24 protein-coding genes and 1 pseudogene are annotated in these 22,841 nt (G+C 68.5%); 10 read left to right on the forward strand and 15 right to left on the reverse strand.

Features of this window, described 5'->3' with window-relative positions; translation table 11 throughout:
- Positions 1 to 7 precede the first annotated feature (7 nt).
- The 4 genes from OG555_RS17055 to OG555_RS17070 all read right to left on the reverse strand — a co-directional run bounded on the left by OG555_RS17055 (position 8) and on the right by OG555_RS17070 (position 3,021).
- Positions 8 to 1,303: an extracellular solute-binding protein gene (locus OG555_RS17055; protein WP_329483878.1), complete on the reverse strand. Its 1,296-nt coding sequence runs from the start codon at positions 1,301 to 1,303 to the stop codon at positions 8 to 10.
- A gap of 99 nt (positions 1,304 to 1,402) precedes the next feature.
- Complete coding sequence (locus OG555_RS17060) at positions 1,403 to 2,413, reverse strand: LacI family DNA-binding transcriptional regulator (RefSeq protein WP_329483879.1); 1,011 nt, start codon at positions 2,411 to 2,413, stop codon at positions 1,403 to 1,405.
- A gap of 102 nt (positions 2,414 to 2,515) precedes the next feature.
- Positions 2,516 to 2,746, reverse strand: coding sequence for a hypothetical protein (locus tag OG555_RS17065; protein ID WP_329483880.1), 231 nt, complete (start codon positions 2,744 to 2,746; stop codon positions 2,516 to 2,518).
- 68 nt (positions 2,747 to 2,814) lie between these two features.
- Positions 2,815 to 3,021 (reverse strand): hypothetical protein, encoded by a 207-nt coding sequence (locus OG555_RS17070; protein WP_329483881.1) that lies wholly within the window; start codon positions 3,019 to 3,021, stop codon positions 2,815 to 2,817.
- 154 nt (positions 3,022 to 3,175) lie between these two features.
- On the opposite strand from OG555_RS17070, the gene OG555_RS17075 reads away from it, so the two are divergent.
- Positions 3,176 to 3,235: a hypothetical protein gene (locus OG555_RS17075; protein ID WP_329484836.1), complete on the forward strand. Its 60-nt coding sequence runs from the start codon at positions 3,176 to 3,178 to the stop codon at positions 3,233 to 3,235.
- Between the two features lie 369 nt (positions 3,236 to 3,604).
- On the opposite strand, the gene OG555_RS17080 is transcribed toward OG555_RS17075, so the two are convergent.
- Complete coding sequence (locus OG555_RS17080; protein WP_329483882.1) at positions 3,605 to 4,648, reverse strand: aldo/keto reductase; 1,044 nt, start codon at positions 4,646 to 4,648, stop codon at positions 3,605 to 3,607.
- 414 nt (positions 4,649 to 5,062) lie between these two features.
- Between OG555_RS17080 and OG555_RS17085 the strand changes: the two genes are divergently transcribed.
- Together OG555_RS17085 and OG555_RS17090 are read left to right on the forward strand one after the other, a co-directional pair.
- Positions 5,063 to 6,109, forward strand: coding sequence for an aminotransferase class V-fold PLP-dependent enzyme (locus OG555_RS17085; RefSeq protein WP_329483883.1), 1,047 nt, complete (start codon positions 5,063 to 5,065; stop codon positions 6,107 to 6,109).
- Between the two features lie 29 nt (positions 6,110 to 6,138).
- Positions 6,139 to 6,567 (forward strand): MerR family transcriptional regulator, encoded by a 429-nt coding sequence (locus OG555_RS17090; RefSeq protein WP_329483884.1) that lies wholly within the window; start codon positions 6,139 to 6,141, stop codon positions 6,565 to 6,567.
- 12 nt (positions 6,568 to 6,579) lie between these two features.
- Here OG555_RS17090 and OG555_RS17095 read toward each other — a convergent pair whose 3' ends face one another.
- The gene (locus OG555_RS17095) at positions 6,580 to 7,077 is read right to left on the reverse strand and encodes an SRPBCC family protein (RefSeq protein ID WP_329483885.1); all 498 of its coding nucleotides are present in this window, start codon (positions 7,075 to 7,077) and stop codon (positions 6,580 to 6,582) included.
- A 403-nt stretch (positions 7,078 to 7,480) separates the two neighbouring features.
- On the opposite strand from OG555_RS17095, the pseudogene OG555_RS42850 reads away from it, so the two are divergent.
- Both OG555_RS42850 and OG555_RS17100 read left to right on the forward strand, forming a co-directional pair.
- A pseudogene (locus OG555_RS42850) lies at positions 7,481 to 7,711 on the forward strand (phosphotransferase); the annotation flags it as partial.
- A gap of 74 nt (positions 7,712 to 7,785) precedes the next feature.
- A complete protein-coding gene (locus tag OG555_RS17100) occupies positions 7,786 to 8,037 on the forward strand; it encodes a hypothetical protein (RefSeq protein ID WP_329483886.1) in 252 nt (83 codons plus the stop codon).
- Between the two features lie 82 nt (positions 8,038 to 8,119).
- On the opposite strand, the gene OG555_RS17105 is transcribed toward OG555_RS17100, so the two are convergent.
- Both OG555_RS17105 and alr read right to left on the reverse strand, forming a co-directional pair.
- Positions 8,120 to 9,085, reverse strand: a complete 966-nt coding sequence (locus tag OG555_RS17105; RefSeq protein ID WP_329483887.1) for a D-alanine--D-alanine ligase family protein — start codon at positions 9,083 to 9,085, stop codon at positions 8,120 to 8,122.
- Entirely contained in the window at positions 9,082 to 10,218 is a 1,137-nt protein-coding gene (gene alr, locus OG555_RS17110) for an alanine racemase (protein WP_329483888.1), read from the reverse strand. Before alr ends, OG555_RS17105 begins: the two co-directional genes overlap by 4 nt.
- 158 nt (positions 10,219 to 10,376) lie before the next feature.
- On the opposite strand from alr, the gene OG555_RS17115 reads away from it, so the two are divergent.
- A complete protein-coding gene (locus OG555_RS17115) occupies positions 10,377 to 10,910 on the forward strand; it encodes a CGNR zinc finger domain-containing protein (RefSeq protein WP_329483889.1) in 534 nt (177 codons plus the stop codon).
- On the opposite strand, the gene OG555_RS17120 is transcribed toward OG555_RS17115, so the two are convergent.
- The 3 genes from OG555_RS17120 to OG555_RS17130 all read right to left on the reverse strand — a co-directional run bounded on the left by OG555_RS17120 (position 10,854) and on the right by OG555_RS17130 (position 13,673).
- Positions 10,854 to 11,522: a GNAT family N-acetyltransferase gene (locus tag OG555_RS17120; RefSeq protein WP_329483890.1), complete on the reverse strand. Its 669-nt coding sequence runs from the start codon at positions 11,520 to 11,522 to the stop codon at positions 10,854 to 10,856. The genes OG555_RS17115 and OG555_RS17120 overlap by 57 nt on opposite strands.
- A 36-nt stretch (positions 11,523 to 11,558) precedes the next feature.
- A complete protein-coding gene (locus OG555_RS17125; protein ID WP_329483891.1) occupies positions 11,559 to 12,704 on the reverse strand; it encodes an ROK family transcriptional regulator in 1,146 nt (381 codons plus the stop codon).
- A gap of 285 nt (positions 12,705 to 12,989) precedes the next feature.
- On the reverse strand, positions 12,990 to 13,673 hold the full coding sequence (locus OG555_RS17130; RefSeq protein WP_329484837.1) for a GAF and ANTAR domain-containing protein: 684 nt from the start codon (positions 13,671 to 13,673) through the stop codon (positions 12,990 to 12,992).
- 169 nt (positions 13,674 to 13,842) lie between these two features.
- On the opposite strand from OG555_RS17130, the gene nhaA reads away from it, so the two are divergent.
- Together nhaA and OG555_RS17140 are read left to right on the forward strand one after the other, a co-directional pair.
- On the forward strand, positions 13,843 to 15,729 hold the full coding sequence (gene nhaA, locus OG555_RS17135) for a Na+/H+ antiporter NhaA (protein WP_329483892.1): 1,887 nt from the start codon (positions 13,843 to 13,845) through the stop codon (positions 15,727 to 15,729).
- A gap of 89 nt (positions 15,730 to 15,818) precedes the next feature.
- Positions 15,819 to 16,286 carry a rhodanese-like domain-containing protein gene (locus tag OG555_RS17140; protein ID WP_329483893.1) on the forward strand — a complete coding sequence of 156 codons (468 nt, stop codon included), beginning with the start codon at positions 15,819 to 15,821 and terminating at the stop codon, positions 16,284 to 16,286.
- A 12-nt stretch (positions 16,287 to 16,298) separates the two neighbouring features.
- On the opposite strand, the gene OG555_RS17145 is transcribed toward OG555_RS17140, so the two are convergent.
- Positions 16,299 to 18,638, reverse strand: a complete 2,340-nt coding sequence (locus OG555_RS17145) for an arylsulfatase (RefSeq protein ID WP_329483894.1) — start codon at positions 18,636 to 18,638, stop codon at positions 16,299 to 16,301.
- Positions 18,639 to 18,884: 246 nt separating this feature from the next.
- Between OG555_RS17145 and OG555_RS17150 the strand changes: the two genes are divergently transcribed.
- Positions 18,885 to 19,433 (forward strand): hypothetical protein, encoded by a 549-nt coding sequence (locus OG555_RS17150; protein WP_329483895.1) that lies wholly within the window; start codon positions 18,885 to 18,887, stop codon positions 19,431 to 19,433.
- A 320-nt stretch (positions 19,434 to 19,753) separates the two neighbouring features.
- A complete protein-coding gene (locus tag OG555_RS17155; protein WP_329483896.1) occupies positions 19,754 to 20,602 on the forward strand; it encodes an SAM-dependent methyltransferase in 849 nt (282 codons plus the stop codon).
- Between the two features lie 12 nt (positions 20,603 to 20,614).
- Here OG555_RS17155 and OG555_RS17160 read toward each other — a convergent pair whose 3' ends face one another.
- From OG555_RS17160 to OG555_RS17170, 3 genes are read right to left on the reverse strand one after another with little or no spacing between them, the layout of a single operon-like run.
- Complete coding sequence (locus OG555_RS17160; protein ID WP_329483897.1) at positions 20,615 to 21,112, reverse strand: tetratricopeptide repeat protein; 498 nt, start codon at positions 21,110 to 21,112, stop codon at positions 20,615 to 20,617.
- A 7-nt stretch (positions 21,113 to 21,119) separates the two neighbouring features.
- Complete coding sequence (locus OG555_RS17165) at positions 21,120 to 21,485, reverse strand: DUF1622 domain-containing protein (RefSeq protein ID WP_329483898.1); 366 nt, start codon at positions 21,483 to 21,485, stop codon at positions 21,120 to 21,122.
- A 16-nt stretch (positions 21,486 to 21,501) separates the two neighbouring features.
- Positions 21,502 to 22,788 carry an FAD-binding oxidoreductase gene (locus OG555_RS17170; RefSeq protein ID WP_329483899.1) on the reverse strand — a complete coding sequence of 429 codons (1,287 nt, stop codon included), beginning with the start codon at positions 22,786 to 22,788 and terminating at the stop codon, positions 21,502 to 21,504.
- Between the last annotated feature and the right edge of the window lie 53 nt (positions 22,789 to 22,841).

Consider the following 22,841-nt stretch of genomic DNA (forward strand, 5'->3'; position numbering starts at 1 on the left):
CCTCCTTTCAGACCGGGGACGGGGTGTCGAGCAGCTTCTGGGTGGCTGCCTTGAACTGGGCGAGCGCGGCCTTCGGAGTGGCCTGTCCGGTCGCGATCCCGTTGAAGGCCGCGGCGGACTCGTTCTCCAGCTGGGCTCCCGAACCGCTGAACCACGCATCCGGGTCGTACAGCACGTTCGGAGCGACGCTGCGGTACTCCGCCTGCGGCTTGAGGTCCAGGTACTCCTGGCTCGTCACCACCGGCTGGTACGCCGGGATGTGGCCGCCGGCCGCCCACTCGACGCTGTGCTTCAGCATCCAGGCGATGTACTCGATCGTCGCCTTCGTGTCGTCGGCGTTGCGGTGGGCCTGGTGCGGCAGCACGAAGGTGTGCGAGTCGCCCTGGAACTTCGGTACGTCGTACACGACCGGGAACGGCGCCATGCTGAACGGCAGCTTCGCGGTCTGGTACGTCGTGACCTCCCACTCACCGTTGAAGCTCAACCCGGCCTCGCCGTTGCTGAACTGGGCGACCAGGGCGGCGTAGTTCGCTGACCGCGGCGTCAGTCCTTCGCTCGCGAGCTTCGCGATCAGGTCCAGGGCCTCGAGCGCCTTGGCGTCGTCGATCACCAGCTCTTTGCCGTCCGGACTGAAGAACTCGCCCTCGAGTTGGCCGTACAGCGTCCACCACAGCCGCCACGGGCTGGTGGTGTCGACGGAGACGGCGTACTTGCCGGTGGTCTCCTTGACCGCCCGGAGCATGTCGAGGAACTCGGTCACGCCCTTGACGGTCTTGATCTTGTTGTCCGGGCCGAGCAGACCTGCCTTCTTGCAGATCTCGAGGTTGTAGTAGAGGACGAACGGGTGCTGGTCCAGCGGAACGGCGTACAGCTTGCCGTCGATGACGCAGCGGTCCCAGGTCGCCGGCAGGAAGTCGGACTGGTGCACGCCGGCAGCGGACAGCAGATCGACCGGGATCGGGTCGAGCATCGTCGTCGGGCTGAATCCCTTCAGCCGGGACATGTGCATGGTCGCGACCTCGGGCGCCCGGCCGCCGGCCGCCGACATCGCGAGTTTGGTGTAGAACGGCGGGCCCCAGGCGAGGGTGGTCGCCTCGAACCGCACGTCGGGGTGTTCGGCGACGTACTGCTGATGGATCTGCAGCAGGCGGGCGCCGTCGCCGCCGCCGAAGAGGTTCCATTCCCGGACTCTGGGTTTGCTGCTGAGGCTGCCGCAGCCGGTGAGGGCGAGGGCGCCGCCGAGCAGGCCACCAAGTACTGCTCGACGTCGTGGGCGGAGGGGCGGAGGGGAGTCGTCAAGCATCTGCGTGTCCTCCAGGCGGGGGCGGGGACAGGGCGTTCTACATCGGTGTACTACATCGGTGTAGGGATAATGCCCGGGTGCTCCGGGACCGTCAAGACCTCAGCTGGCGCCGAGCGTGGATTCGCGCGTGTGCAGCTCGTACGGCGCGACGATCTCGGCGTGCTCGGAGTCGTCGCCGGCCATTCGCTGGACCAGCAGGTCGACCGCGGTGCGGGCGATGTAGATGCGGTTCGGATCGACCGTGGTCAGGGTCGGACTGCTGTAGCTGGCCTCGTCGATGTTGTCGAAGCCCGCCACCGCGACGTCGTCCGGGATCCGAATGCCGTGCGCGGTGAGCGCCCGGACCGCGCCGAGTGCGAGCGTGTCGTTCAGACCGAGGACGGCGTCGAACCTCTGCCCGGACGCGAGCAACTCCTCCATCGCGTCGGCGCCACTCGATCGGTGCCACTTCCCGCCGGACACGGCGAGGTCCTTCGGAACGGGTACGTCGTACTCCGCGAGCGTGTCGGTGTACGCGCCGTACCGGATCGCGGCCGTGCCGACCTTCTCGCCGGGGCGGATGCCGATCACCGCGATCCGGCGCCGGCCCTGGTCGAGCAGGTGCCGGACGACCGCTTTGGTGCCCTCGACATTGTCGATCATCACGTGGTCGACCGGGCCGTGGAAGATCCGCTCGCCGAGCAGCACCATCGGCGTCGGTGTCCGCAGTTGGTCGACGTCCTCAGGGCCGAGGCCGAGCGGGCTGTAGAGCAGACCGTCGACCAAGTGTCCGCGCGGCCGGGCGAGTGCGGTCAGCTCGCGGTCGCGGTCGGCGCCGGTGGTCTCGATCATCACGGTCAGGCCGTGCTCACCGGCGGCCGCGATCGCCGCGTCGGCGAGCTCGGCGAAGTACGGGTTGCTCAGCTCGGGGACGGCGAGCGCGATGATGCCGGTCCGGCCGGACTTCAGGTTCCGGGCGGAGATGTTCATCTGGTAGCCGAGGGCATCGATCGCGGCGAGCACCCTGGTCCGGGTCTCCTCGCGGATGTACGGATACCCGTTCATCACGTTGGAGACCGTTTTCGGCGACACCCCGGCCTGCCGCGCCACGTCCCGCATCGTCACCGCCACGGCATCACCCCCAACCATCCGGTCATGGGCACACACGGTAATGCACGCGGGCGGGATGTTGCCGTCGCCCGCGTGCTCCGTCGCCGCTGGAGGGCGCTCCGGTCAGCTGTCCGCCGGTTCCTCCGCCGGGTCGTCCGCCGGTTCCTCCGGGGGTGCCTTGTGGGGCGGGCGCCGGGGTGGGTTGGGCTGCGGGCCGAGAGATTTGCCACCGGGGTGGTCGGGGAGCACGCCGTCGTAGTTGGTCAGCTCAAGGCCTTCCTCCTGCAGCGTCTCGTCGATCACCGGGGACGGCTCTTCGCCGGGATCCCACCTGCCGGGTCTGCGGACAGTCATGACACCCTCCCTGGGACGTGTTTGCACCCACGGTACGTCGGCGCCGTCCCGGCGTCAGGGTGTCGGCGTCAAACGCCGTACGGCGGGCGGTTGAGCGGGGTGAGCTTGATACCCGCCTCGACGGCCTTGGTCAGGATGGCCGCGACCGGGCGGCCGAGGCGGAGGCTGATCACCGAGGGTGGCAGGTTCTCCGCCGCGAGTTTCTCGAACTGCCGGACTTCCTTCGCCGTCCACGGTTCCGCGGCGTTACGGGTGGACTGCGGCAGGGGGTTCATCGATCTGACTCTTTCTCTTGGCTGACGATCTTCCAGTGCCCATCTCGCCCCGCCAAAAACAAACCGTCGCCGCCACGCCCCTGACTGAAAACCTTCATCTTCCGCCCGCCCGGGGCGATTTGCGGCCGTAGAGGACTACCAGCGCACGAGACAGCTGACAGTCGACGGCATCGCAGGCCCAGCCACCTGGACCACCCTCCAAACCGGCAACTAACCCACCCCGCACCCCCGATCCGAGCCACTCGACCCACCCCGAGCCGACGCGGCCCAGACCCAAGCCGACCCGACTTTGTGCACCAGATCCGTGTTTCGCCGGCCTGTGGATGCGGCAACGGTGCACAAAGTCGCGGTGCGGGTGGGTCGGCACCCGGCCGACCTCGAGCCGGCCGACCGGCCCACGGCCGCGTCGTGCCGTCGCGCCCCGGCCCCGGCCACGTCGAGTCGTCGCGACACCCGGCCCGCGTCGAGCCGACTTTGTGCACCGGATCCGTGCTTTTGCGGCCTGTGGATGCGGCAATGGTGCACAAAGTCGCGGTTTGGGTGGGTCGGCTTGCTGGTCGTGCGATGGGGGCGGGGCGGGGGCTCAGCGGTCGGTGGGTGGGCGGCGGCGGGCGGTGGGGTTGGTGAGGGATTGGGGGCGCCAGGCGGCGTCGGTGTCCCAGAGGTCGGTGCCTGGCGGGACGATCTCGTCGATCCGGTCGAGGGTCGCGTCGTCCAGGGTGAGGTCAGCGCCCTTCAGCAGGCCGTCGAGTTGCTCCATCGTGCGGGGTCCGCTGATCACCGACGTGACCGCCGGATGCGTGGTGACGAAGGCCATCGCCAGCTCAGGGAGGGACACTCCGATGCCCTCGGCGACTTCGATCAGGCGCTCGACGGCGTTGTACTTCGCCGCGTTCGCGGGCAGCGACGGATCGAAGCGGTTCGGAGCGATGGCAGCCCGGCCCGACGTGAGGTCGATCGGCTGGTTCTTGCGGATCTTGCCGGACAGGAAGCCGAACGCGAGCGGGCTCCACGTGAGCACTCCCATCCCGAGCCGTTGACACGTCGGCAACAGCGAGCGCTCGATCCCGCGGCCGATCATCGAGTACGGCGGTTGCTCCGTACGGAAACGCCCGTACCCTCGCCGCTCCGCCACGTGGTACGCCTCCACGATGTCCTCGGCCGGGAACGTCGAGCATCCGAATGCCCGGATCTTCCCCGCGCTGACGAGATCGCTGAGCACCCAGAGTGTCTCCTCGATATCCGTCGAGTGATCCGGCCGGTGCACCTGGTAGAGGTCGATCCACTCGGTGTCGAGCCGGCGCAGGCTGTCCTCGACCGCGCGAGTGATCCACCGCCGGGAGTTCCCACTGCGGTTCCGGCTGTCGTCGTGCAACGGGAAGTGCACCTTGGTCGCGAGTACGACGTCGTCCCGGCGGCCCTTCAGCGCCTTGCCGACGATCTCCTCGGACTCGCCCGTCGAGTACATGTCCGCGGTGTCGACGAAGTTGATGCCCTGGTCGAGGGCGGCGTGGATGATGCGGACACAGTCCTCGTGGTCGGGGTTCCCGACCGCGCCGAACATCATCGCGCCGAGGCAGTGCGAACTGACCTCGATCCCGGTCCCACCCAGCGTGCGATAGCGCATGAAACAGCTCCCCAGTCTTGCCGGTCCTGACCGGCGCAACGCTAGAAGCTAGAGCACTGTCTAGGTCAACGGCACCGCATCCCGCACCACCACCGACCACCGCGGCAACACCGCCCGGGCCGTCTCCCACGACCCCATCACCGACCGCCTGACGTCAGCCGGCCTACTCCACTGATCCGGCCGCGGCTCCACCTTGAGAACCCACCAACCACTTTCGGCGCCCGAAAATGGTTGGTGGGTTCTCAAGGTCAATCCGCAGGTGGAGTGCGAGGTCTGCAGTTCCAACAGCTCCAGAACCGTTCTTGAGCACGAGCCGCCGACGGCGGCGGCTGGCGACGCTGCTAGCGCACCTGCGTAACTGACGGTTTTGGACAACTCCCGCGGCCGGTCCGCGCGGCTGCGTAGGCTGGAGCAATGGGAACTCTTGGGGACTTCGCCGGACTATGGGATCCGGAGCCGGGTTGGCTGAACACGGCGTCGTACGGATTGCCGCCGAAGCCGGCCTGGGACGCGTTGCAGGCCGCGCTCGCCGACTGGCGGGTCGGCGCGACGTCCTGGGAACCATGGGACAAGTCGACGACCCGGGCCCGGGAGTCGTTCGCCCGGCTGGTCGGTGCGGACGCCGGCGATGTGTTCGTGGGCAGCACGGTCTCCGCGGCGTTGGCGCCGATCGCAGCGGCGTTGCCGGACGGGGCGAAGGTGCTGACCGACGACGTCGAGTTCACGTCGGACGTGTTTCCGTGGCAGGTCCACGCGGACCGTGGCGTCGAGGTGGTCGCCGTACCAGGGGATGAGCTGGTCGCGGCGATCCGGCCGGGGTTCGACCTGGTCGCGGTGAGTGCGGTCCAGTCGTCGACCGGCGCCGTCCTCGATCTGGCCGCGGTTGTTGCCGCTAGCAAGGAAATTGGCGCGCTGGTGGTGATCGACGCGAGCCAGGCGCTGGGCTGGTTGCCGTTGCGGGTGGACGGTGTCGATGCGCTGGTCACACACACGTACAAATGGTTGATGTCGCCACGTGGCGCGACGATCGGGTATCTCTCGCCACGGTTGCAGGAGCGTTGCCGGCCGTCGGCCGCCGGGTGGTACGCCGGTGCCGAGGTGCACGACTCGTACTACGGGACGCGGATGGTGCTCGCCGATGGCGCGCGGAAGTTCGACCAGTCGCCGGCGTGGTTCTCCTTCGTCGGGGCCGCGCCCGCGCTCGAGCTGGTCGAGCAGATCGGCGTCGAGACGATCCACCAGCACAATCTGGAGCTGGCGAACGAGTTCCGCGCCGGTCTCGGGCTGCCACCGGGCGACTCCGCGATCGTGAGCACGCCGCTCCCCGGCGCGCAGGAGGCCTTCGCGTCGGCCGGCATCCGTGCGGCCGTCCGCGACGGGAAGTTGCGCGCGTCCTTCCACATCTACACGACCTTGGCCGACGTCCATCAGGCGCTGACGGCCCTGAAACCACTGCTGTAAGAGCTACGACCGGGGTTATGGTGCCGCGTATGGACGCTGGACTGAGTATCGGACAGGTTGCGGAGCGGACCGGGCTGAGCGTGCACGCACTCCGGTTCTACGAGCGCGAGGGGTTGCTCGCGGACGCCGTACGGCGGGAGTCGAACGGCCGGCGCGTTTACACCGAGGACGATGTCGACTGGCTGGACATGTGCATCAAGTTCCGCTCGTCCGGGATGCCGCTGGACACGATCCGCAAGTACACCGAGCTGGTCCGCCAGGGCTCCGGCAACGAACAGGACCGCCTCGCCCTGCTCCGCAGCCATCAGGACCACGTCACCGCCCAGATCCAGGAGCTCACCGAGTGCCTGCGGGTGATCACCCACAAGGTCGGCGTTTACGAACAGCACCTGGCCGAAGGCACGGCCGAGTGCCTGTGGGTGGCGCCCTCGACCGCCAAGGCCAGCGAAGCCTCCTGAACCTCCCCGTCATCAGGACAGCGTTTCCTGCATTGACAGCAGGGTTTTCCGCATGTTGGCGGACAGCTGGTCCAGGCGTCCTTGGATCACCTCCGCGGCCCGCTCGGGCTGCTGCCGCACGCCGGAACGCAGGCCGCTGTCACCAGGTCCATGGGTGAAGGACTGCCGGACCAGCGTCACCCGCCCCTGCGGCTGCAGCTCGTACTCCCAGTGTGCGAAGGGCACATCCCCACCGCCGTACACGTCCCAGCCGAAGCGCAGCGGTTCGTCGGCGATCGTGACCGTGCACGTCACGTAGGTCTCGTACCCGTCCGCGAAGCGATTCCGCGCTTCGAAGCGGGCACCGGGGACAGGCCGGTCCGCGTCGTCGAGCCAGGCGCCGTAGTAGCACTCCGGGCTCCACTCGCCGTACCGGTCGATGGCCGTGATCCCCGCCCAGACCGCGTCGACGGGCAGCTTCAGCAACACCTCTGCGCCGGTGGTCGCACCGGTCACTCCGTAGTCGTTCATGTCCGCGACGTCGGAGGCGTACGACCGGGCTCGACATTTACTGTCTACACCAAGGTCGAGAGGCTTGACGCCGGGCCGTAGAGGGCGGCCGGGCGGTCCCCGAGGTAGGCCCTCACAGAGCCGGTTTGACGCTAGCGTGATCGGCATGACGGCTGAAGACGACGCGACGAACCGCGAGGTGCTGACAGGCGGCATGGTGAACACGGGCGCGGTCTTCCGTCACGGGGCGCTTGTGGATCGCCCGGCGCCGAGCACCGCGCGTGCCATCCATGCCCACCTCCTCGCACTGAGAGATCACGGCTTCGACGCGGCACCGACCCCCGTCCACCTCACCAAGGACGGCCGCGAGCAGCTGACCTTTCTTCCCGGCGACGTTGCCCTGCCGCCGTTCCCGCCTTGGGCCATGACCCGGAGTGCACTGACGTCGGTGGGGAGCCTGCTGCGGCGCCTCCACGAGGCCAGCTCGGACATCCCCCTCGACATCCACGTCGCATGGCCCCGAGATCTGGCTGATCCGGAGGGAGGGACGTTGCTCTGTCACAACGACGTATGCCCGGAGAACGTCGTCTTCCACGACGGCCGTGCCGCCGGGCTGATCGATTTCGACGTGGCGGCCCCTGGGCGGCCGCTCTGGGACGTCGCCATGACCGCCCGCTACTGGGCCCCATGGTCGACCCAGCATCAGCGGCCGGCTATTACCCTGCCGGATTGGATGCCCCGACGCGACTTCGGATCCTTGCCGACGGCTACGGCCTCTCGCTGCGGGAACGCGCCGAACTGCCGGGCACCATCGAGCAGGCCACCGCAGTATGCCGGGCCTTCGTCGCGCGCCGCGTGGCCGACGGCGACACCATCTATCTCCAAGCACTGGCCGAGCGCGGGGGATGGGAACGCTGGGACCGCATCCAGGAGTGGCTGGTAGATCACCGCGAGAGGTTCACCGCCGCCCTCCTGGAATGACCTGCTCAGCTCGGGAGAACAAGCTCCCCACAGCCTGGTCGTACTGGGATCCGGGTGATCCGTTCGTCGCTCAACAGAACAGTCACTGCTGAGCCACCGCCGTCCGGATCAGCGTGTCGACGACCTCGGCGTACGACATCCCGGCCGCCGCCCACATCCGGGGGAACTGCGACGCCGGCGTGAACCCGGGGAACGTGTTGATCTCGTTGACCACCGGCTGTCCATCGGCCGGTACGAAGAAGTCCACCCGGGCCAGCCCTTTGCACCCGAGCACATCGAAGACATCGATCGCCGTACGCCGCAGCCGCTCGGCCAGCCCGGGTTCGAGCGGCGCGGGTACGACGAACCGCGTGGCGCCGCTGTCGTACTTGGCAGTCGCGTTGAAGAACGGCTCGGCCGGATCAGCGTGGATCTCCAGCGCCGGCGCCGTGTCGACGCGCCCGTCCGGGAACTCCAGCACGGCCAGGTCGATCTCCCGGCCGACCATCTCCCGCTCCACCAGCACGACCGGATCCAGTACGGCGGCATCCGCGATGGCGGCCGACAGCGTCCGCAGATCGGTCGCCCGGGTCACGCCGAAGCTCGAGCCGCCGTTGCCGGGCTTGACGAACACCGGGAACTCGAGGCCGGCCACTTTGATCTTCTGCAGCGCGGCCTCGATGTCGGTCAGGTCCGGACCGCGCAGCGTCACGCCCGGAGTGACCGCGATGCCGTGCGCCATGAGGACCGCCTTGGTGAGTCGCTTGTCCAGCCCAACCGCGCTGGCTGCTACGCCGCTGCCGACGTACGGGATCTTCAGTTGCTGGAAGAAGCCCTGCAGTGTGCCATCCTCACCGCCCTCACCATGCAAGGCGGGGATGGTGACGTCGCACGCCTGCAGGATCTCGATCGCCTCGTGCTGCCCGTCCAACCAGTTGCCCGCGGCATCGATCACCAGCGGGATCGCCGTGTGGCCGAGGAGCTCGACCGCCTTCACGACGCCCTTGCCGCTGGCCAGCGAGACCCGGCGCTCAGGACTCGCCCCTCCCAGCACCACCGCGACCTTCATCGGATGCCTTCCTCGTAGCGACGGGGGACCCGGGATCCGATGCCGCAGTAGATCTCGTGCGGGATGGTCCCGGCCCAGTCGGCCCAATCAGCGGCGGTCGGCTCACCACCCGAGCCGTCTCCGAACACGGTCACCGGCTCACCGGGCTCAACCGCCAGATCACCGGCGTCGACGACGAACTGGTCCATCGCGATCCGGCCGATCACCGGCATCCGCACACCCCGGCATTGCACGCCGGCCCGACGTACGGCGACCCGCGGGGTCCCGTCGGCGTACCCGAGCGGGACCAGGCCGATCGTGGTGTCCCGGTCCGCGACGTAGTCGTGCCCGTACGAAACCCCTTCGCCTGCTCGGATCCGGCGTACTTGGGCCAGCTTGCTCGTCAGCCGCATCGCCGGCCGCAATCCGACGCCGACCTCGTCGATGCCGTACAGACCGGCGCCGATCCGGACCAGATCGCAGTCCGGTGCATCCAACGTGATCGCGCCGGCCGAGTTGGCCAGATGTACGACGTCCGGCCGCAACCCAGCCCGGCGGGCGAGGCTCACCCCGGTCCGCAGCAGCTGTAGTTGCCTCCGGCTCTGCGCGGCATCGGGCGAGTCGCCGTGCGAGAGGTGAGACCAGATCCCGCGGACCGTGACGGCCCCGAGCGTTTCGTAGTGCGCCGCCGCCCGGGTGAGCTCGATCCACTGGTCAGGTGCACTGCCGGCGCGGTGGAGTCCGGTGTCCAGCTTGAGGTGTACGAAATGCACAGAGGGGATGGAGACGACGCGCTGGAGTTCGGCGACGGTCGAGACGCTGACATCCACCTCGAGATCGCCGAGCAGCAGCAGTTCGGTTGCGTCGTACAACCAAGTCAGGATCGGAACGGTCAGGCCTCCGGCGCGTAACTGCAGCGCCTCGTCGGCGTGGGCCACGCCGAGCCAGGTCGCGCCGGCCTCGACCGCGGCCCGGGCCACCGGTACGGCGCCGTGGCCGAAGGCGTCGGCCTTCACCACCGCGAGGATGTCCTGCGGCACCAGCCGCCGGAAGGTCTGGACGTTGTCGCGAACGGCCGCGAGGTCGACGACGGCCTCGGACAGGCCGGCGATCCCACGGACTGCAGGGCGGTGGCGGGACTCGACCAGGTTCATGACCGCTATTGTTGGTCCCGGCAACGATCTGCGGCATCGGAGCCCGGACGGATGTTCCCTCGCCCGAGCGTACGACCCTGGTAGCACACGCCGCAGTGCCCTGGTCTGACCCACCTCCTCCGGATGAACGATTTCCACCGTCACGCGATAATGGCGGAGTGGAGGCTACGGATCACCTGAAGGCGTCGCTGGTCGCAGCGATCGCGCTGGCGAACGCCTTCGGATCCGCCACGCGCCAAGGGCGGCCGGCGGTCTCGCCCGAGGCGGACGACATCCGCGCTGTCCTGCGACTGACCACCAACCGCGTCGGCGAGGTGGACGTGGCGGCGTACGCCTCCGGGGGCAAGCAGTTGTACGACGCTCTCAGCCGCCTGCCGGATGTGGATGGGGCCGTCGACCTGGTGAACGACTTGCTCAGGGATACCAAGGCGGCGCCGCAGCTGGTGCGGGATGACGGGGCACCGTGGCATCTGCACTTCGGCGGGCCTGGGGCGACTGGCTGGATCGCCGAGTTCGCGACCGCGGCTGCGATGCTGCTCGGCAGCGATGAGGTCGAGCGTCTCCGCCGGTGCGAGGCGACCCGCTGTGACGACCTGTTCCTCGACGCGACCCGGAGCCGCACGCAGCGGTTCTGCTCAACGGCCTGCCAGAACCGCACCAAGGTCGCCGCCCACCGCGCGCGAACTGCCTGACCCTGTCACCATGGTTGCCTCGGGCAACCAGCCGAGCTTCCGGTAGAGCTGGAACCCGTCGGTGGTCGCCATCAGCAATCCCGTCCGCGCACCGCGCTCCAAGGCCCGCCGGCTGAGCGCGCCCATCACGACGCTGCCCAGCCCGCGCCGCCGATGCGCCGGATCGGTCTGGATGTCATGCATCACCGCGTCGCTCCCGACGGTCGCCGCCATACCCCGCGCCGCGACCGTGCCATCCGCCGCGAGCATACGTACATACTCCAGCGCGCCGTCGGAGCTCACTTCAAGTCGGTACGCCGCTGTCGTCGGTTGCGGGTGTTCACGCAAATCGATCGACATCAGCGTCTTCTGCTCCGCGAACGGCTCCACCCCCGCGGCGGCGAGCCGTCGGCCGATCTCGTCGCCATGCTGCGTGGTCACGGTCAACCAGATGTCCCCGGACACCTGCGCCGCAAGCCGATCCACGGTGGCCGGATCGTCGCCGAGCGCGAACAACTCCCGCTCGCGTCCGGGCAACCGCAGTACGGCGGCCAGCGCGTCGTCGTACTCGATCACTGGTTCCAGTCCGCGGCAGAGCCGCCAGCCCTCGAGCCATCGCCTCACTGAGTCCATGACCTGGAGTGTAACTGTTTATAGCCTGATAGTCAGTTACTCGATTCCGAGGACGAAGGTCTGGATCGCGACCACCGCGGCGCCGCGAGCCCACTCGGTGAAGTCGGCGGGCTGCAGCACCATCGGCAGTTCCGCGGAGGAAGGATGGCGGTCCGCGTGCAGGGCGGCGAGCAGCTCGGCGTGCGCGACTTCGGCGAGCCGGACACCCTCGCCACCGAGGACGACGAGCTCGGGCATGGTGAAGTTCGCGGCCGCCGCGATCAGCTTGCCCAGCGCGCGGCCCGCGCGGCCGATCACCGCGCTCGCCGCGGGATCGCCCTTGGCCGCGAGATCAAGAGCCTCGTCGTAGCCGACCGTCCGGCCGACCGCCGTGCCGACCTGTTCGGTGATCGCGCTGACGGTCAGGAGGCTGAGCGCACAGCCGCGGTGGCCGCGCTCGCAGCGCGGACCGTCCGGCAGCAGAGGGTAGTGACCGATGGTGCCGATGTCCGTGTCGGGACTGTCGACGGTCAGGTTGTGGACGACCAGTCCGTACCCGACCCCGGCGCCGATCGTCAGCAGCACGAAGCGGTCGACGCTCCGGCCGGCGCCGAACCAGTGGGTCGCCTCGGTCAGCGCGGTGAGGTCGTTCGCGATCACGACCGGGATGCTGGTGTGGGCGGCCACGATCTCGCCGAACGGTACGTCGACCCAGTTCAGGTACGGCCCCCAGCGGACCTCGGTGTTGTTCGCCACCCGGCCGCCGAGGGCCACCCCGAGCCCGGTGATCGGGGTCGCGCCCGGCACCTGGATGGCGAGGTCGTCGGTGAGCTCGAGGACGAGCTCGGCCACCACGGACGGGGTCGGATCGGTCAGCGGACGCTCGGCGCTCGCAATCACTTCGGCACGCAGCGTCGTCAGTACGCCGATCGCCGAGTCGCCGGTGAGTTTGATGCCGACGAAATGGTGGGCGGCCGCGTCGAGGTCGAGTGGCTGCGACGGCCGGCCCACCCGCGCGTCCGTCGGTCCACCGGCCACCTCGACCAGCAGTCCGGACTCGACCATCGGCTTCGTCAGGCGGGTCAGGCTGCCCGGCGACAGGCCCACCCGACGCGACAACTCGGCACGCGACAGTGGCCCGTCCAGCAGGATCTCCAGCGCCACCTGCCGGGAAGGCCCTGAGAGCGGCCGCCACTCACCCATCCCGACAGGGTAACCGCGCGATCGGGCTGGGGACGCCGGGACGTGACCCGGTCCGCCGTTCTGGCCGCACAAGTCCCGGCGTCATGCTCAACCCAAGGGCGCCTAGGTGTCCACACCCCTTGCACAGATGAACCATCCGCGGGCGCCGTACCCAATTCTTCTCGAAGTATGCACCCGATTTCGGTAAATGTTCCCTGGACAACGGTGTCAGATTCGGCCTCGTGCTCTCAGGCCGGACGGCACGAGCGTGTGTCACCGGCCCGGTACGTCGGCCGGCGTACCGGACTAGTGCGGGAGTTTGCGGGTGTCGATCAGGTGCTGGGCGACGTCGCGGAGTTTGGTGTTGTTGTCCTGGGAGTAGCGCTTGAGGATGGCGAAGGCACGGTCGCCGTCGACGTCGAAGCGTTCCATCAGGATGCCCATCGCCTGGCCGACGAGCTTGCGGGCGTCGACGGCCTGGGCCATCGTCTCCTCGTGCCGTGCGGAGGCGACCGCGACCGAGGCGTGCCGGGCGAGGATGTGCGCGATCGCCTCGTCGTCGGCGTCGAAGGCGTCCGCGGCCGGGCTGTACAGGCCGAGCACACCGACCGTCTGGTGGGCCCCGCCGCCGGTGACGAGCGGTACGTCGAGAACGCTGCGGACTCCGAGCGCGGCGACCTTGGCGGCCCACTCCGGCCAGCGGTCGTCGGTGGTCGTGTCGCGGATCAGGACGGTTGTCTTCTCCTGCAGTGCGGTGACCAGTGGTCCGGTCTGGCTGCTGAGCTGCAGGTCGTAGACGTCGGCGACGACCGGGTCCGTGACCGCCGCGACCTCCGGGCGTGAGCCGCGGGCATACAGCGCGACGCCGGCATACGTACAACTCAGTGCCTGCAGGGCGAACTGGACGACCGCTTCGATCGTCTCCTCCACCCCGGGTGCTTCATGCATCTCGATCGCCAGTCGCGCGAACGAGTCCGCGGACGCGCTCATGGCGAGGTATTGCTCGGACACAGGGGACTCCAGTCGTGCTCAAGCCATCGGGCACCCCGTGGCTGGAGTGATCCTCAGGACACATCATGCAGCCCGCAAGCCCCGAACTGTTAGCCGGATCAGCACGGATTTTTCTGGGTCCTTCAACCCAGAACGTTAGAGTGATGCCATGACGGACTTCCCCGCGCTGCTGAGCGGCCGGACCAACTGGCGGCGGGAGTTCGCAGCACCGCTCCGCGCGTTCCTCCGGACCGAGGCGGGCAGCTCCGGCGTCCTTGCCGCGGCGATCGTGGTCGCCCTCCTGTGGGCCAATGTCCTGCCCGGGATGTACGACGATTTCTGGCGGACCGACCTGTCGATCGGACTCGGCCACAACGTCCTGAGCCTGGACCTGCGGGAGTGGATCAACAGCGGCCTGATGACACTGTTCTTCCTGGTGGTCGGCCTGGAAGCGCGCCGCGAGTTCGACCTCGGTGACCTGCGTGACCGCAGCCGGTTCGTGCTGCCGGTGCTGGCCGGCGTCGGCGGGATGGTCGCGCCGGTGCTCATCTACCTGGCGTTCAACGCCGGCGGCGAGGGCTCGCATGGCTGGGGTGTCGCGATGTCCACCGACACCGCGCTGGCGCTCGGCCTGCTCGCGCTGGTGGGTCGTGGGGTCCCGGACCGCGTCCGGGTGTTCCTGCTGACGGTGTTCGTGGTCGACGACCTGCTCGCGCTCGTCGTGATCGCCGTCGTCTACAGCGAGAACATCCAGCTGATGCCGCTGATGGCGGCCATCGTGGCGTTCGGCGTCGTCCTGGGCCTCGCCCTGTTCCACGTCCGCAAGGCCTGGATGTATGTCGTGCTCGGCGTGATCATGTGGGCCGCGTTGCTCAAGAGTGGTGTGGATCCCGTGGTCGCGGGACTCGCGATCGGGCTGACGGCCTCGGCGTACTCACCGGGCCGGGAGGAACTGGAGGAGGCGTCCGGGTTGTTCCGGCTGTTCCGGGAGCAGCCGACGCCCGAGCTGGCGCGCTCCGCGACGATCGGACTGACCGCGACGATCTCGCCGAACGAGCGGCTGCAGTACCTCTACCACCCGTGGACCAGCTACCTGATCGTCCCGCTGTTCGGCCTGGCCAACGCCGGGGTGACGATCGACGCCGCCTTCCTCGGCCGCGCGTACACCGCGCCGATCACGCTCGGCATCCTGGTCGGCTACGTGGTCGGCAAGCCGGTCGCGGTGACGACGGTGTCCTGGCTGCTGGATCGCCTCAGCCGGGGCCGGTTCCGGCCGACGGTCGGCTGGGCCGCGGTCGTCGGCAGCGGCACCATCGCCGGGATCGGCTTCACGGTTTCCTTGCTGATAGCAACGATCGCGTTCGAGGGACCGCAGTTGGCGGAGGCGAAGGTCGGCCTGCTGTCGGCGGTGATCGTCGCCTCGGGGCTGACCTGGCTGGTGTTCCACGGGGCCAAGCTGCTCTCGCCGCCGAAGAAGGCGCTGGCTCTGCTCGGCGACGCGGAGCAGTTGCTCGACCTGACCGACCCGGTCGATCCCGAGCGGGACCACATCCGCGGCCCGGAGACCGCCTCGGTGACGCTGGTGGAGTACGGCGACTTCGAATGCCCGTACTGCGGGATGGCGGAGCCCATCGTCCGGGACGTGCTGCAGGACGACGATCTGCGGTTCGTCTGGCGGCACCTGCCGCTCAGCGACGTCCATCCCCGCGCGCAGATCGCCGCCGAGGTGTCCGAGGCGGCCGCCAAGCAGGGTGCGTTCTGGGAGATGCACGACCTGCTGCTCGCGAACCAGGACAAGCTGCAGCCGACGGACCTGATCGGGTACGCCGAGCAACTCGGCCTGGACACCGCGAAGCTGCATGACGACGTGAAGCGGCACGTGGCGGCGGCACGGGTCGCGCAGGACGTGGAGTCCGCGGACACCAGCGGTGTGTCCGGCACACCGACCTTCTTCGTCAACGGCCAACGGCACTACGGCGCGTACGACGTCGAGACGCTGAAGGCGGCGATCAAGACTGCCCGGGCCCGGGCCAAGATCAGTGCGCGGCGTGGCTGAATTTTGTAGTAGTAGGGCATTTCTGCCACTGTTGCGCACTGCCGGTGATGCCTGACGCTGGTGGCTCCCTGATCACGAAGGAGCCAGCCATGACCGTTCAGACCTCGGCCGTCCTGCACACCTCCACCGCCGCATCGGAGGCCGCCGTCGCGCACTTCGCCGGCCGGCTGTCGTTCGAGGCGGATGTCTCGGACGTGGCCGCCGACATCGGCGCCGGCGTGACCGGGTGGGTCCTGGTCGACAGCCGCAGCCAGGAGAGCTGGGACCAGGGTCACGTACCGGGCGCGATCCACCTGCCGACCCGGGAGATCGCGGCCCGGGCGGCGTCCGCCGTATCGGCCGGCGTCACGGTGGTGACGTACTGCTGGGGGCCGGGTTGCAACGGCGCCACGAAGGCCGCGCTGGAGTTCGCCAAGCTGGGCTATCCGGTCAAGGAGATGATCGGCGGCTTCGAGTACTGGGCTCGCGAAGGTCTGCCGGTGGAGACCGCCGATGGAATCGACCGGCGCCTCCCCGACCCCCTCACCGCGCCACGCGGTGTCGCGTGTGCCTGCTGACGGACTGGGATGTCAATCGCGGGCGAACGCCGCCCGTACCTCCTTGTCGAGGTCGACCCAGGGATCCCCGGCCACGTTCACGACGACCCGGCGGATCGTTCCGCCGGTGAAGGCCCAGGGCGACGTTCCGGGGTAGTCGTCGGTGACGGGCGCGGCACGGTCCCGTCCGACGTTGAGACCCTCCCCGGCGAGGGAGAACTTGCCCGGCTGGGTCCTGATCTTGGCCTCGCCGACCTTCTCCTCGTCGATGTAGAGGCTGAGCAGGCCCTCGGTCGGCATCCCGGTACCGGCCTTCTCGAAGGAGGCCGACAGGACACAGTTACCCGTTGGAACAGGCTTGCTCGAGTCGACGATCTGCTCGAACTCGCCGACATAGTTGTAGGCGTACTTGAGCTTGCCGTCCTTGATGTAGAGGGCATGGCCGCCGAACCGGGCCCCGTGTGCGAACAGGACCCCCGCCGCGTCGGTCGTGTCGATGGTGACCTCGGCCGCGATCGCGTAGGAGCGGTTGCGGACATTCACCGCGACCGACTCGGGCACCTCCTCACAGTCCGGGTAGTACACGTACTCGTCGCGCGGCTTGGAGAGCTGTGGCCGCTCCGCGGTGAGGATGGCCAGCGCGCCCCGGGACTCGAGCGGGAGAGCGTTGTACTTGCCCGCCTCCGACCACCACAGCGCGATCAGCTCCGCCAGCTTGGCCGGGTGTTGCTCGGCGAGGTCGTGGCATTCGCTCGGGTCGGTCTCGGTGTTGAACAGTTCCCACCGCTGCGTCGCGAACTCCGCCCAGCCGTCGGGTGAGGCCGGCGTCACCGACGATGCCTTCCAGCCCTCGTGGTAGATGGCGCGAGTGCTGAGCATCGAGTAGAACTGCGTCTGCCGGCCCTTTGCCTTCGTGTCGTGCAGGCTCGCCTTGAAGCTCTCGCCCTCGAGCGGGATCTGGGTAGCCCCCCGGTAGACCTCGGGCATCTCGATCTCGAGGCAGTCATAGATCGTCGGCACGATGTCGATCGCGTGCGTGTACTGGGTCCGGATACCCGGCGTCGTGATCTGGGCCGGCCAGGAGATGATCATCGGGTCGGCGGTGCCGCCCTGGTAGTTGGCGTAGCGCTTCCACATCTTGTTCGGTGTGTTGAAGGCCCACGCCCATCCGGTCGGGTAGTGGTTGTAGGTCAGCGGGCTGCCGAGCACGTCGGCGTACTTGAGGTTCTCCTTCATCGTGTCGGCGATGCCGTTGAAGAACTTGTTCTCGTTGACCGAGCCGTTCGGGCCGCCCTCGCCGGAGGCGCCGTTGTCGGACACGAGGACGATCAGGGTGTTGTCGAGCTGCCCCGATTCCTCGAGGTAGTCGAGCATCCGCCCGAGCTGGTGGTCGGCGTGGCTGACGAAGCCCGCGTAGACCTCCGCCATCCGGGCGAACAGCTTCTTCTCGTCGTCGGCCAGCGTTTCCCACGGGCGTACGACGTCGAGCGCCGGCCACTCCTGTCCCTGCGGGCCCTTGAGGTCCGTGTAGGGGTTGATCGGCGACAGCTCGGCGTGCTCGGGGATGATCCCGAGCTTCTTCTGGTTGGCGAAGACCAGTTCGCGGTAGGCCTCGTAGCCCATGTCGAACTTGCCCTTGTACTTGTCCGCCCACTCCTTCGGCACGTGATGCGGCGCGTGGCCGGCGCCGAAGGCGTAGTAGAGGAAGAACGGCTTGTCCGGAGCGATCGCCTTGGCGTCGCGGACGAACCCGATCGCCTTGTCGGTGATGTCGATCGAGAAGTGGTACCCCTCTTCCGGCGTCTTCGGCTGGTCCACCGGGTGGTTGTCGTAGACGAGGTCGGGGTACCACTGGTTCGTCTCCGCGCCCAGGAACCCGTAGAAGCGCTCGAAACCGCGGCCGACCGGCCACTGCTGCCGGATCGAGGCCAGGTTCTCCTCGTCCTCGGCGCACAGGTGCCACTTGCCGACCATGAACGTGTTCCAGCCCCGCTCGCCCAGCACCTCCGCGGCCGTCGCGCACTCCATCGGGATGTGCCCGTTCGCGTTCGGGAAACCCGACGACGCCTCGCTGATGCAGGCCATGCCGTTCGTCGTGTGGTTACGGCCGGTGAGCAGGCACGACCGGGTCGGCGAACAGAGCGCGGTCGTGTGGAAGTTCGTGTAGATCAGGCCGTTGTCGGCGATTCGCTTGATATTCGGTGTTTCGATCGTCCCGCCGAACGACTCGAGCGCTGAGAAGCCGACGTCGTCCAGGATGACGTACAGCACGCTCGGCGCCCCGTCGGCGGGCAGCGGCTGCGCGTACGGCGTCCAGTCCGGGGTCGAGTCCTGGATGTCGATGTTGATGGTGCCCTTGAACGGCTTGCCCATGTCCGTCACTCCTTGTCGTCTTACTGCAGTCGCCCGGCCGTCGGTACGGACCAGAGCGGGGCGGTGGCCGCTCACCCCACCAGGATGCGCGCCGGCGTCCGTCGGCGCGCCACCTCAGAGGGGTGAATCGGCCCGCGTTCACCCGCGCCGGATGAGGCGCAGTCCTGACGTGCCGTCCAGGGTGGGAGATAAGAGACGGACGCCCTCGGGGTGCGCCGGAACGGGCCAGACGGAAGAGGTTTGAAGATGGCAATCGGACCAGTGCAGCTCATCGTGCTTGGGTTCTCACACCCTGAGTTCCACGGTGAGATCATCGCTGAGCTGGAGCGGCTGCGGGAGAGCGACACCGTTCGGGTGATCGACTCGCTGGCGGTCTACAAGAGCGCGGACGGAGAGATCGAGGCAGAGCATCTCAGCAACCTGACCGAGGCGGAGGCGATCGAGCTCGGTAGCAAGATCGGCGCGCTGATCGGCTTGGGCTTCGAGGGTGAAGAGGGCATGGAGGCCGGGGCGGAAGCCGGCGCCGAGGCAGTGGCCGAGGAGGGCGGCGTGAACGTGTTCGACGAGGAGGACGCCTGGGATGTGCTCGACGAGATCCCGAACGACTCCGCCGCGGCGCTCATCCTGCTGGAGCACAACTGGGCTGTGCCGTTGCGGGACGCGATTGCCCGCGCGGGCGGCTTCCGCATCAGTGACGGCTTCATCAGCCCGCTGGATCTGGTCGGACTCGGGCTGATGTCGGCCGAGGAAGCCAAGGAAGTGCACGACATGGAGAAGGCGGGCGCCGCCGGCTGACCATGGGGCCGGTGTTCACGACTACCGATCCTTTCCACTACCAGGAGGAACCACATGTTCGGATCACGCAGGGTCGCACGCCGCACCGGGCGACGCACCGCGCGGCGGACCTCCCGCCGCAGGTAACGGATCACCGGCGGCCAGTTCGCCGGGATCACTGCCCCCACGCGCTCGGGCAACCGCGCGCGGTGGGGGCGTGCGCTGCTGAAACACCTGTAGCTCTTGAGGTTTTACACACCGTGAAACTCATCGTGCTGATCGGTTCACTGTCCGTGCGATAACCTCGTCGGAGTACGCGACGCCGACGGCGAGGAGACAGTGTGACGGATCAGCCGATCGATGACGGCGGGCTGATCGCCCAGGGGATCGACACGACCAAGCCCAGTGTCGCCCGGGTGTACGACTACTTCCTCGGCGGGAAGGACAACTACGAGTCCGACCGCGAGCTGTACCGGCAGATCATGAAGATCGCGCCGGAGGCGCCGGAGTGGGCTCGGGTGAACCGGAGCTGGCTCGGGCGGATGATCGGCTGGCTGGCCGGTGCGGCCGGCGTGGATCGGTTCGTGGACGCCGGCTCCGGGCTGCCGACGGCGCAGAACACCCACCAGATCGCCCAGGCGCAGAACAGCGCCGCCTCGGTGGTGTACATCGACCGTGACCCGTCGGTGGCCGCGCACGGGCGGGCCCTGCTGCTGGACAACGACCGCACGTACTTCGCCGCCGCGGATCTGACCCGGCCCGACGACGTGCTGGCCGACCCGGCCGTGACGGCCATCCTGTCGGAGGGCCGGCCGGTCGCGCTGGTGATGGCGCTGATGCTGCACTACGTCGAGGACCTCGACGATGCCCGCGCGATCCTGCGGCAGTACGTCGACGCCCTGCCCCCGGGGTCGTACCTGGCGATCAGCCACGCGTGCAATCCGCGCGACGGCGGCGTGATCGACCAGATGGCGACGGAGCTGACGGAGAAGGTCAAGCCCGCCTTCCCGACCCTGACGTTCCGGACCGTCGAGGAGATCGGCTCGCTGTTCGCCGGGCTGGAGCTCCTCGAGCCGGGCGTGGTCCGGCTGGCCGAGTGGCGCGCGCCCGGAGCGGAGGCGCCGGCCGAGGACGAGCAGCTGGCCGATGCCCGCGACGTCATCTACGGCGGCGTCGCCCGCAAAGCGTGAGCCGGCCGTCCGTCAGAGGTTGGCGAGGTAGTCGGCGTTACCGCGGATGGCGGCCTCGTACCGCTTGATCTCCGGGCTGTCCACCCGGTCGGCGATGACCAGAAGCAGCGTGGCCAGCGCCTTGTCCTTGTGACCGGCCGCGTGCAGGGTGAGCGACTTGAACACCCGCAGCGAGTCCGACTCCGGGAACTCGGCGCACGCCTTCTTGAACACGTCCAGCGACTCGTCGAACCGGTCGAGGTTGCGCAGGGTGCTGCCGTACTGCAGCAGGCACTTCCGGCGTATCTCCCCGGTCAGATGGGGTAGCGCACGCTCGTAGTACCCGATCGCCTTCTCCTCCTGGCCGTCGGTGTCGTACGAGCCGCCGACCTCGTAGAGCACGTACGGGTTGTCCGGGTGCTCGGTCAGCAGCTTCTCGAAGAAGTCGATGGTCGGCTGCATGTTGTCCCGGTCCCGGCGCGCGAAGGCCGCCTCGATCGTCGCGGCCAGCTCCGGAGTCAGTTCGGTCACGACACCATCATGCCGCGTCGGGCGGGGCCGGCTCGGACCGGCGCTGCTGCCACGGCCAGGCGCCGGAGATCTCCACCTCGAGGGCGAAGCTGAGGACGACCCGGATCAGCACGATCAGACCGAGCACCAGCACGTTCTGGAGCGACGTGTCGACGATGATCGTGCGGATGATGTCGCCGACGATCAGGATCTCCAGGCCGAGCAGGATCACCCGGCCGAGGTTGACCCGGAGTTGCTGGTAGCTACCCGTGCCCGTGCGGACGACGTCGTACAGGTAGCGGACCAGGACAACGGCGAGCCCGATGGCCATGATGACCACGCCGGTGCCCTCGATCACCCGCGCCACACCGGCGAACACCGACTCGAAGTCCACCGTCAACAGGTACCAGTCAGGCGGCGGTCTCCGCACTCGCCTCGCCGGGGCGGATGTTCTGGTTGAGGTGGAAGACGTTGGCCGGGTCGTACGCCGTCTTGAGCGCGGTCAGCCGGGCCAGCTTGGCCGGCGGGAACGCGCGGCTGATCGAGTCGCCGTTGAGCGTGTTCACGTAGGCCCCGTTCGCGTACGACGCCAGCGCCGCGGCGTACTCGCGGAGTTGTGCGATCCGGCTCTCGTCCTCGGCCGGGTCGTCCCAGCGCGTCGCGGTGACGAACTCGAACAGCGTGTCCCGGTGGCTGAAGGCCGCGTCGTCATCGGGGACGTCGGCGATCGCGCCGCCGTACGCCTGCAGGCTGGCGGACACACCCGGCGTCCGGAGCAACGCACGGATCGCGTCGTCGGGCAGCGCCTTGAAGTAGTGGCCCTTCCAGTAGCGGCGGTACCGGTGACCCTGCACGTTGTCGTCCCGGGTCTGCAGCTCGAGGTACGACGTCTGCTCGACAATCTCATCGCTGACCGGACCCAGAGCACGAAACGCGGGCAGCAAGGCGTAGCCACCCTCGCCGACCCATACGTACCCGACCGTGACCGAGTCCGGCTTGATGCTTGCGGTGAACGTCGCCTCCCGCGGTGCGTTCGCGTTCAGCTCACGCCACCCGCGCAGTACCTCGAACCCCGCCGACGCCGGGTAGGTGAACTCGACGCTGAGCGCCCGCGTCCCCACCTGATGCAGCCGGAACTCGAAGGACGTGACGATCCCGAAGTTCCCGCCGCCACCGCGCAGCCCCCAGAACAGCTCCGGGTTCTCGTCGGCACTCGCCCGTACGACGGAGCCGTCCGCCGTCACCAGTTCGTACGACGCGACGTTGTCGCAGGCCAGACCGAATCGCCGGGCCAGCCACCCCATCCCACCGCCGAGCGTGAGCCCGCCGACGCCGGTGTGCGAGACGTTGCCCGCGGTCGTCGCCAGACCGTGCTGCTGCGCGGTCTTGTCCAGCTCACCCAGCAGCGCGCCGCCCTGGACCCACGCCAGCTGCCGCTCGGGATCGACCTGGACCGCGTTCATCGGGGTGAGGTCGATCATCAGGCCGCCGTCCGGCACGGCGAGACCCGCGATGTTGTGCCCGCCGCAGCGGACCCCGATCTCGAGGCCGTTGGTCCGGGCGAACCGGACCGCGGCGACCACCTCCTCGGTGCTCTCGCACCGGGCGATCACGGCGGGGCGGCGGTCGATCATCGCGTTCCAAACAGTCCGGGCCTCGTCGTACCCCTGGTCTCCGGAGCGCAGCAGTGTGGTCATCGTTCTCTCTTCTCTGATCGGCTTGCTTCAACACTGACAGCGCTGCGGTACTC

Source organism: Kribbella sp. NBC_01484 (assembly GCF_036227145.1).
Lineage (GTDB): Bacteria > Actinomycetota > Actinomycetes > Propionibacteriales > Kribbellaceae > Kribbella.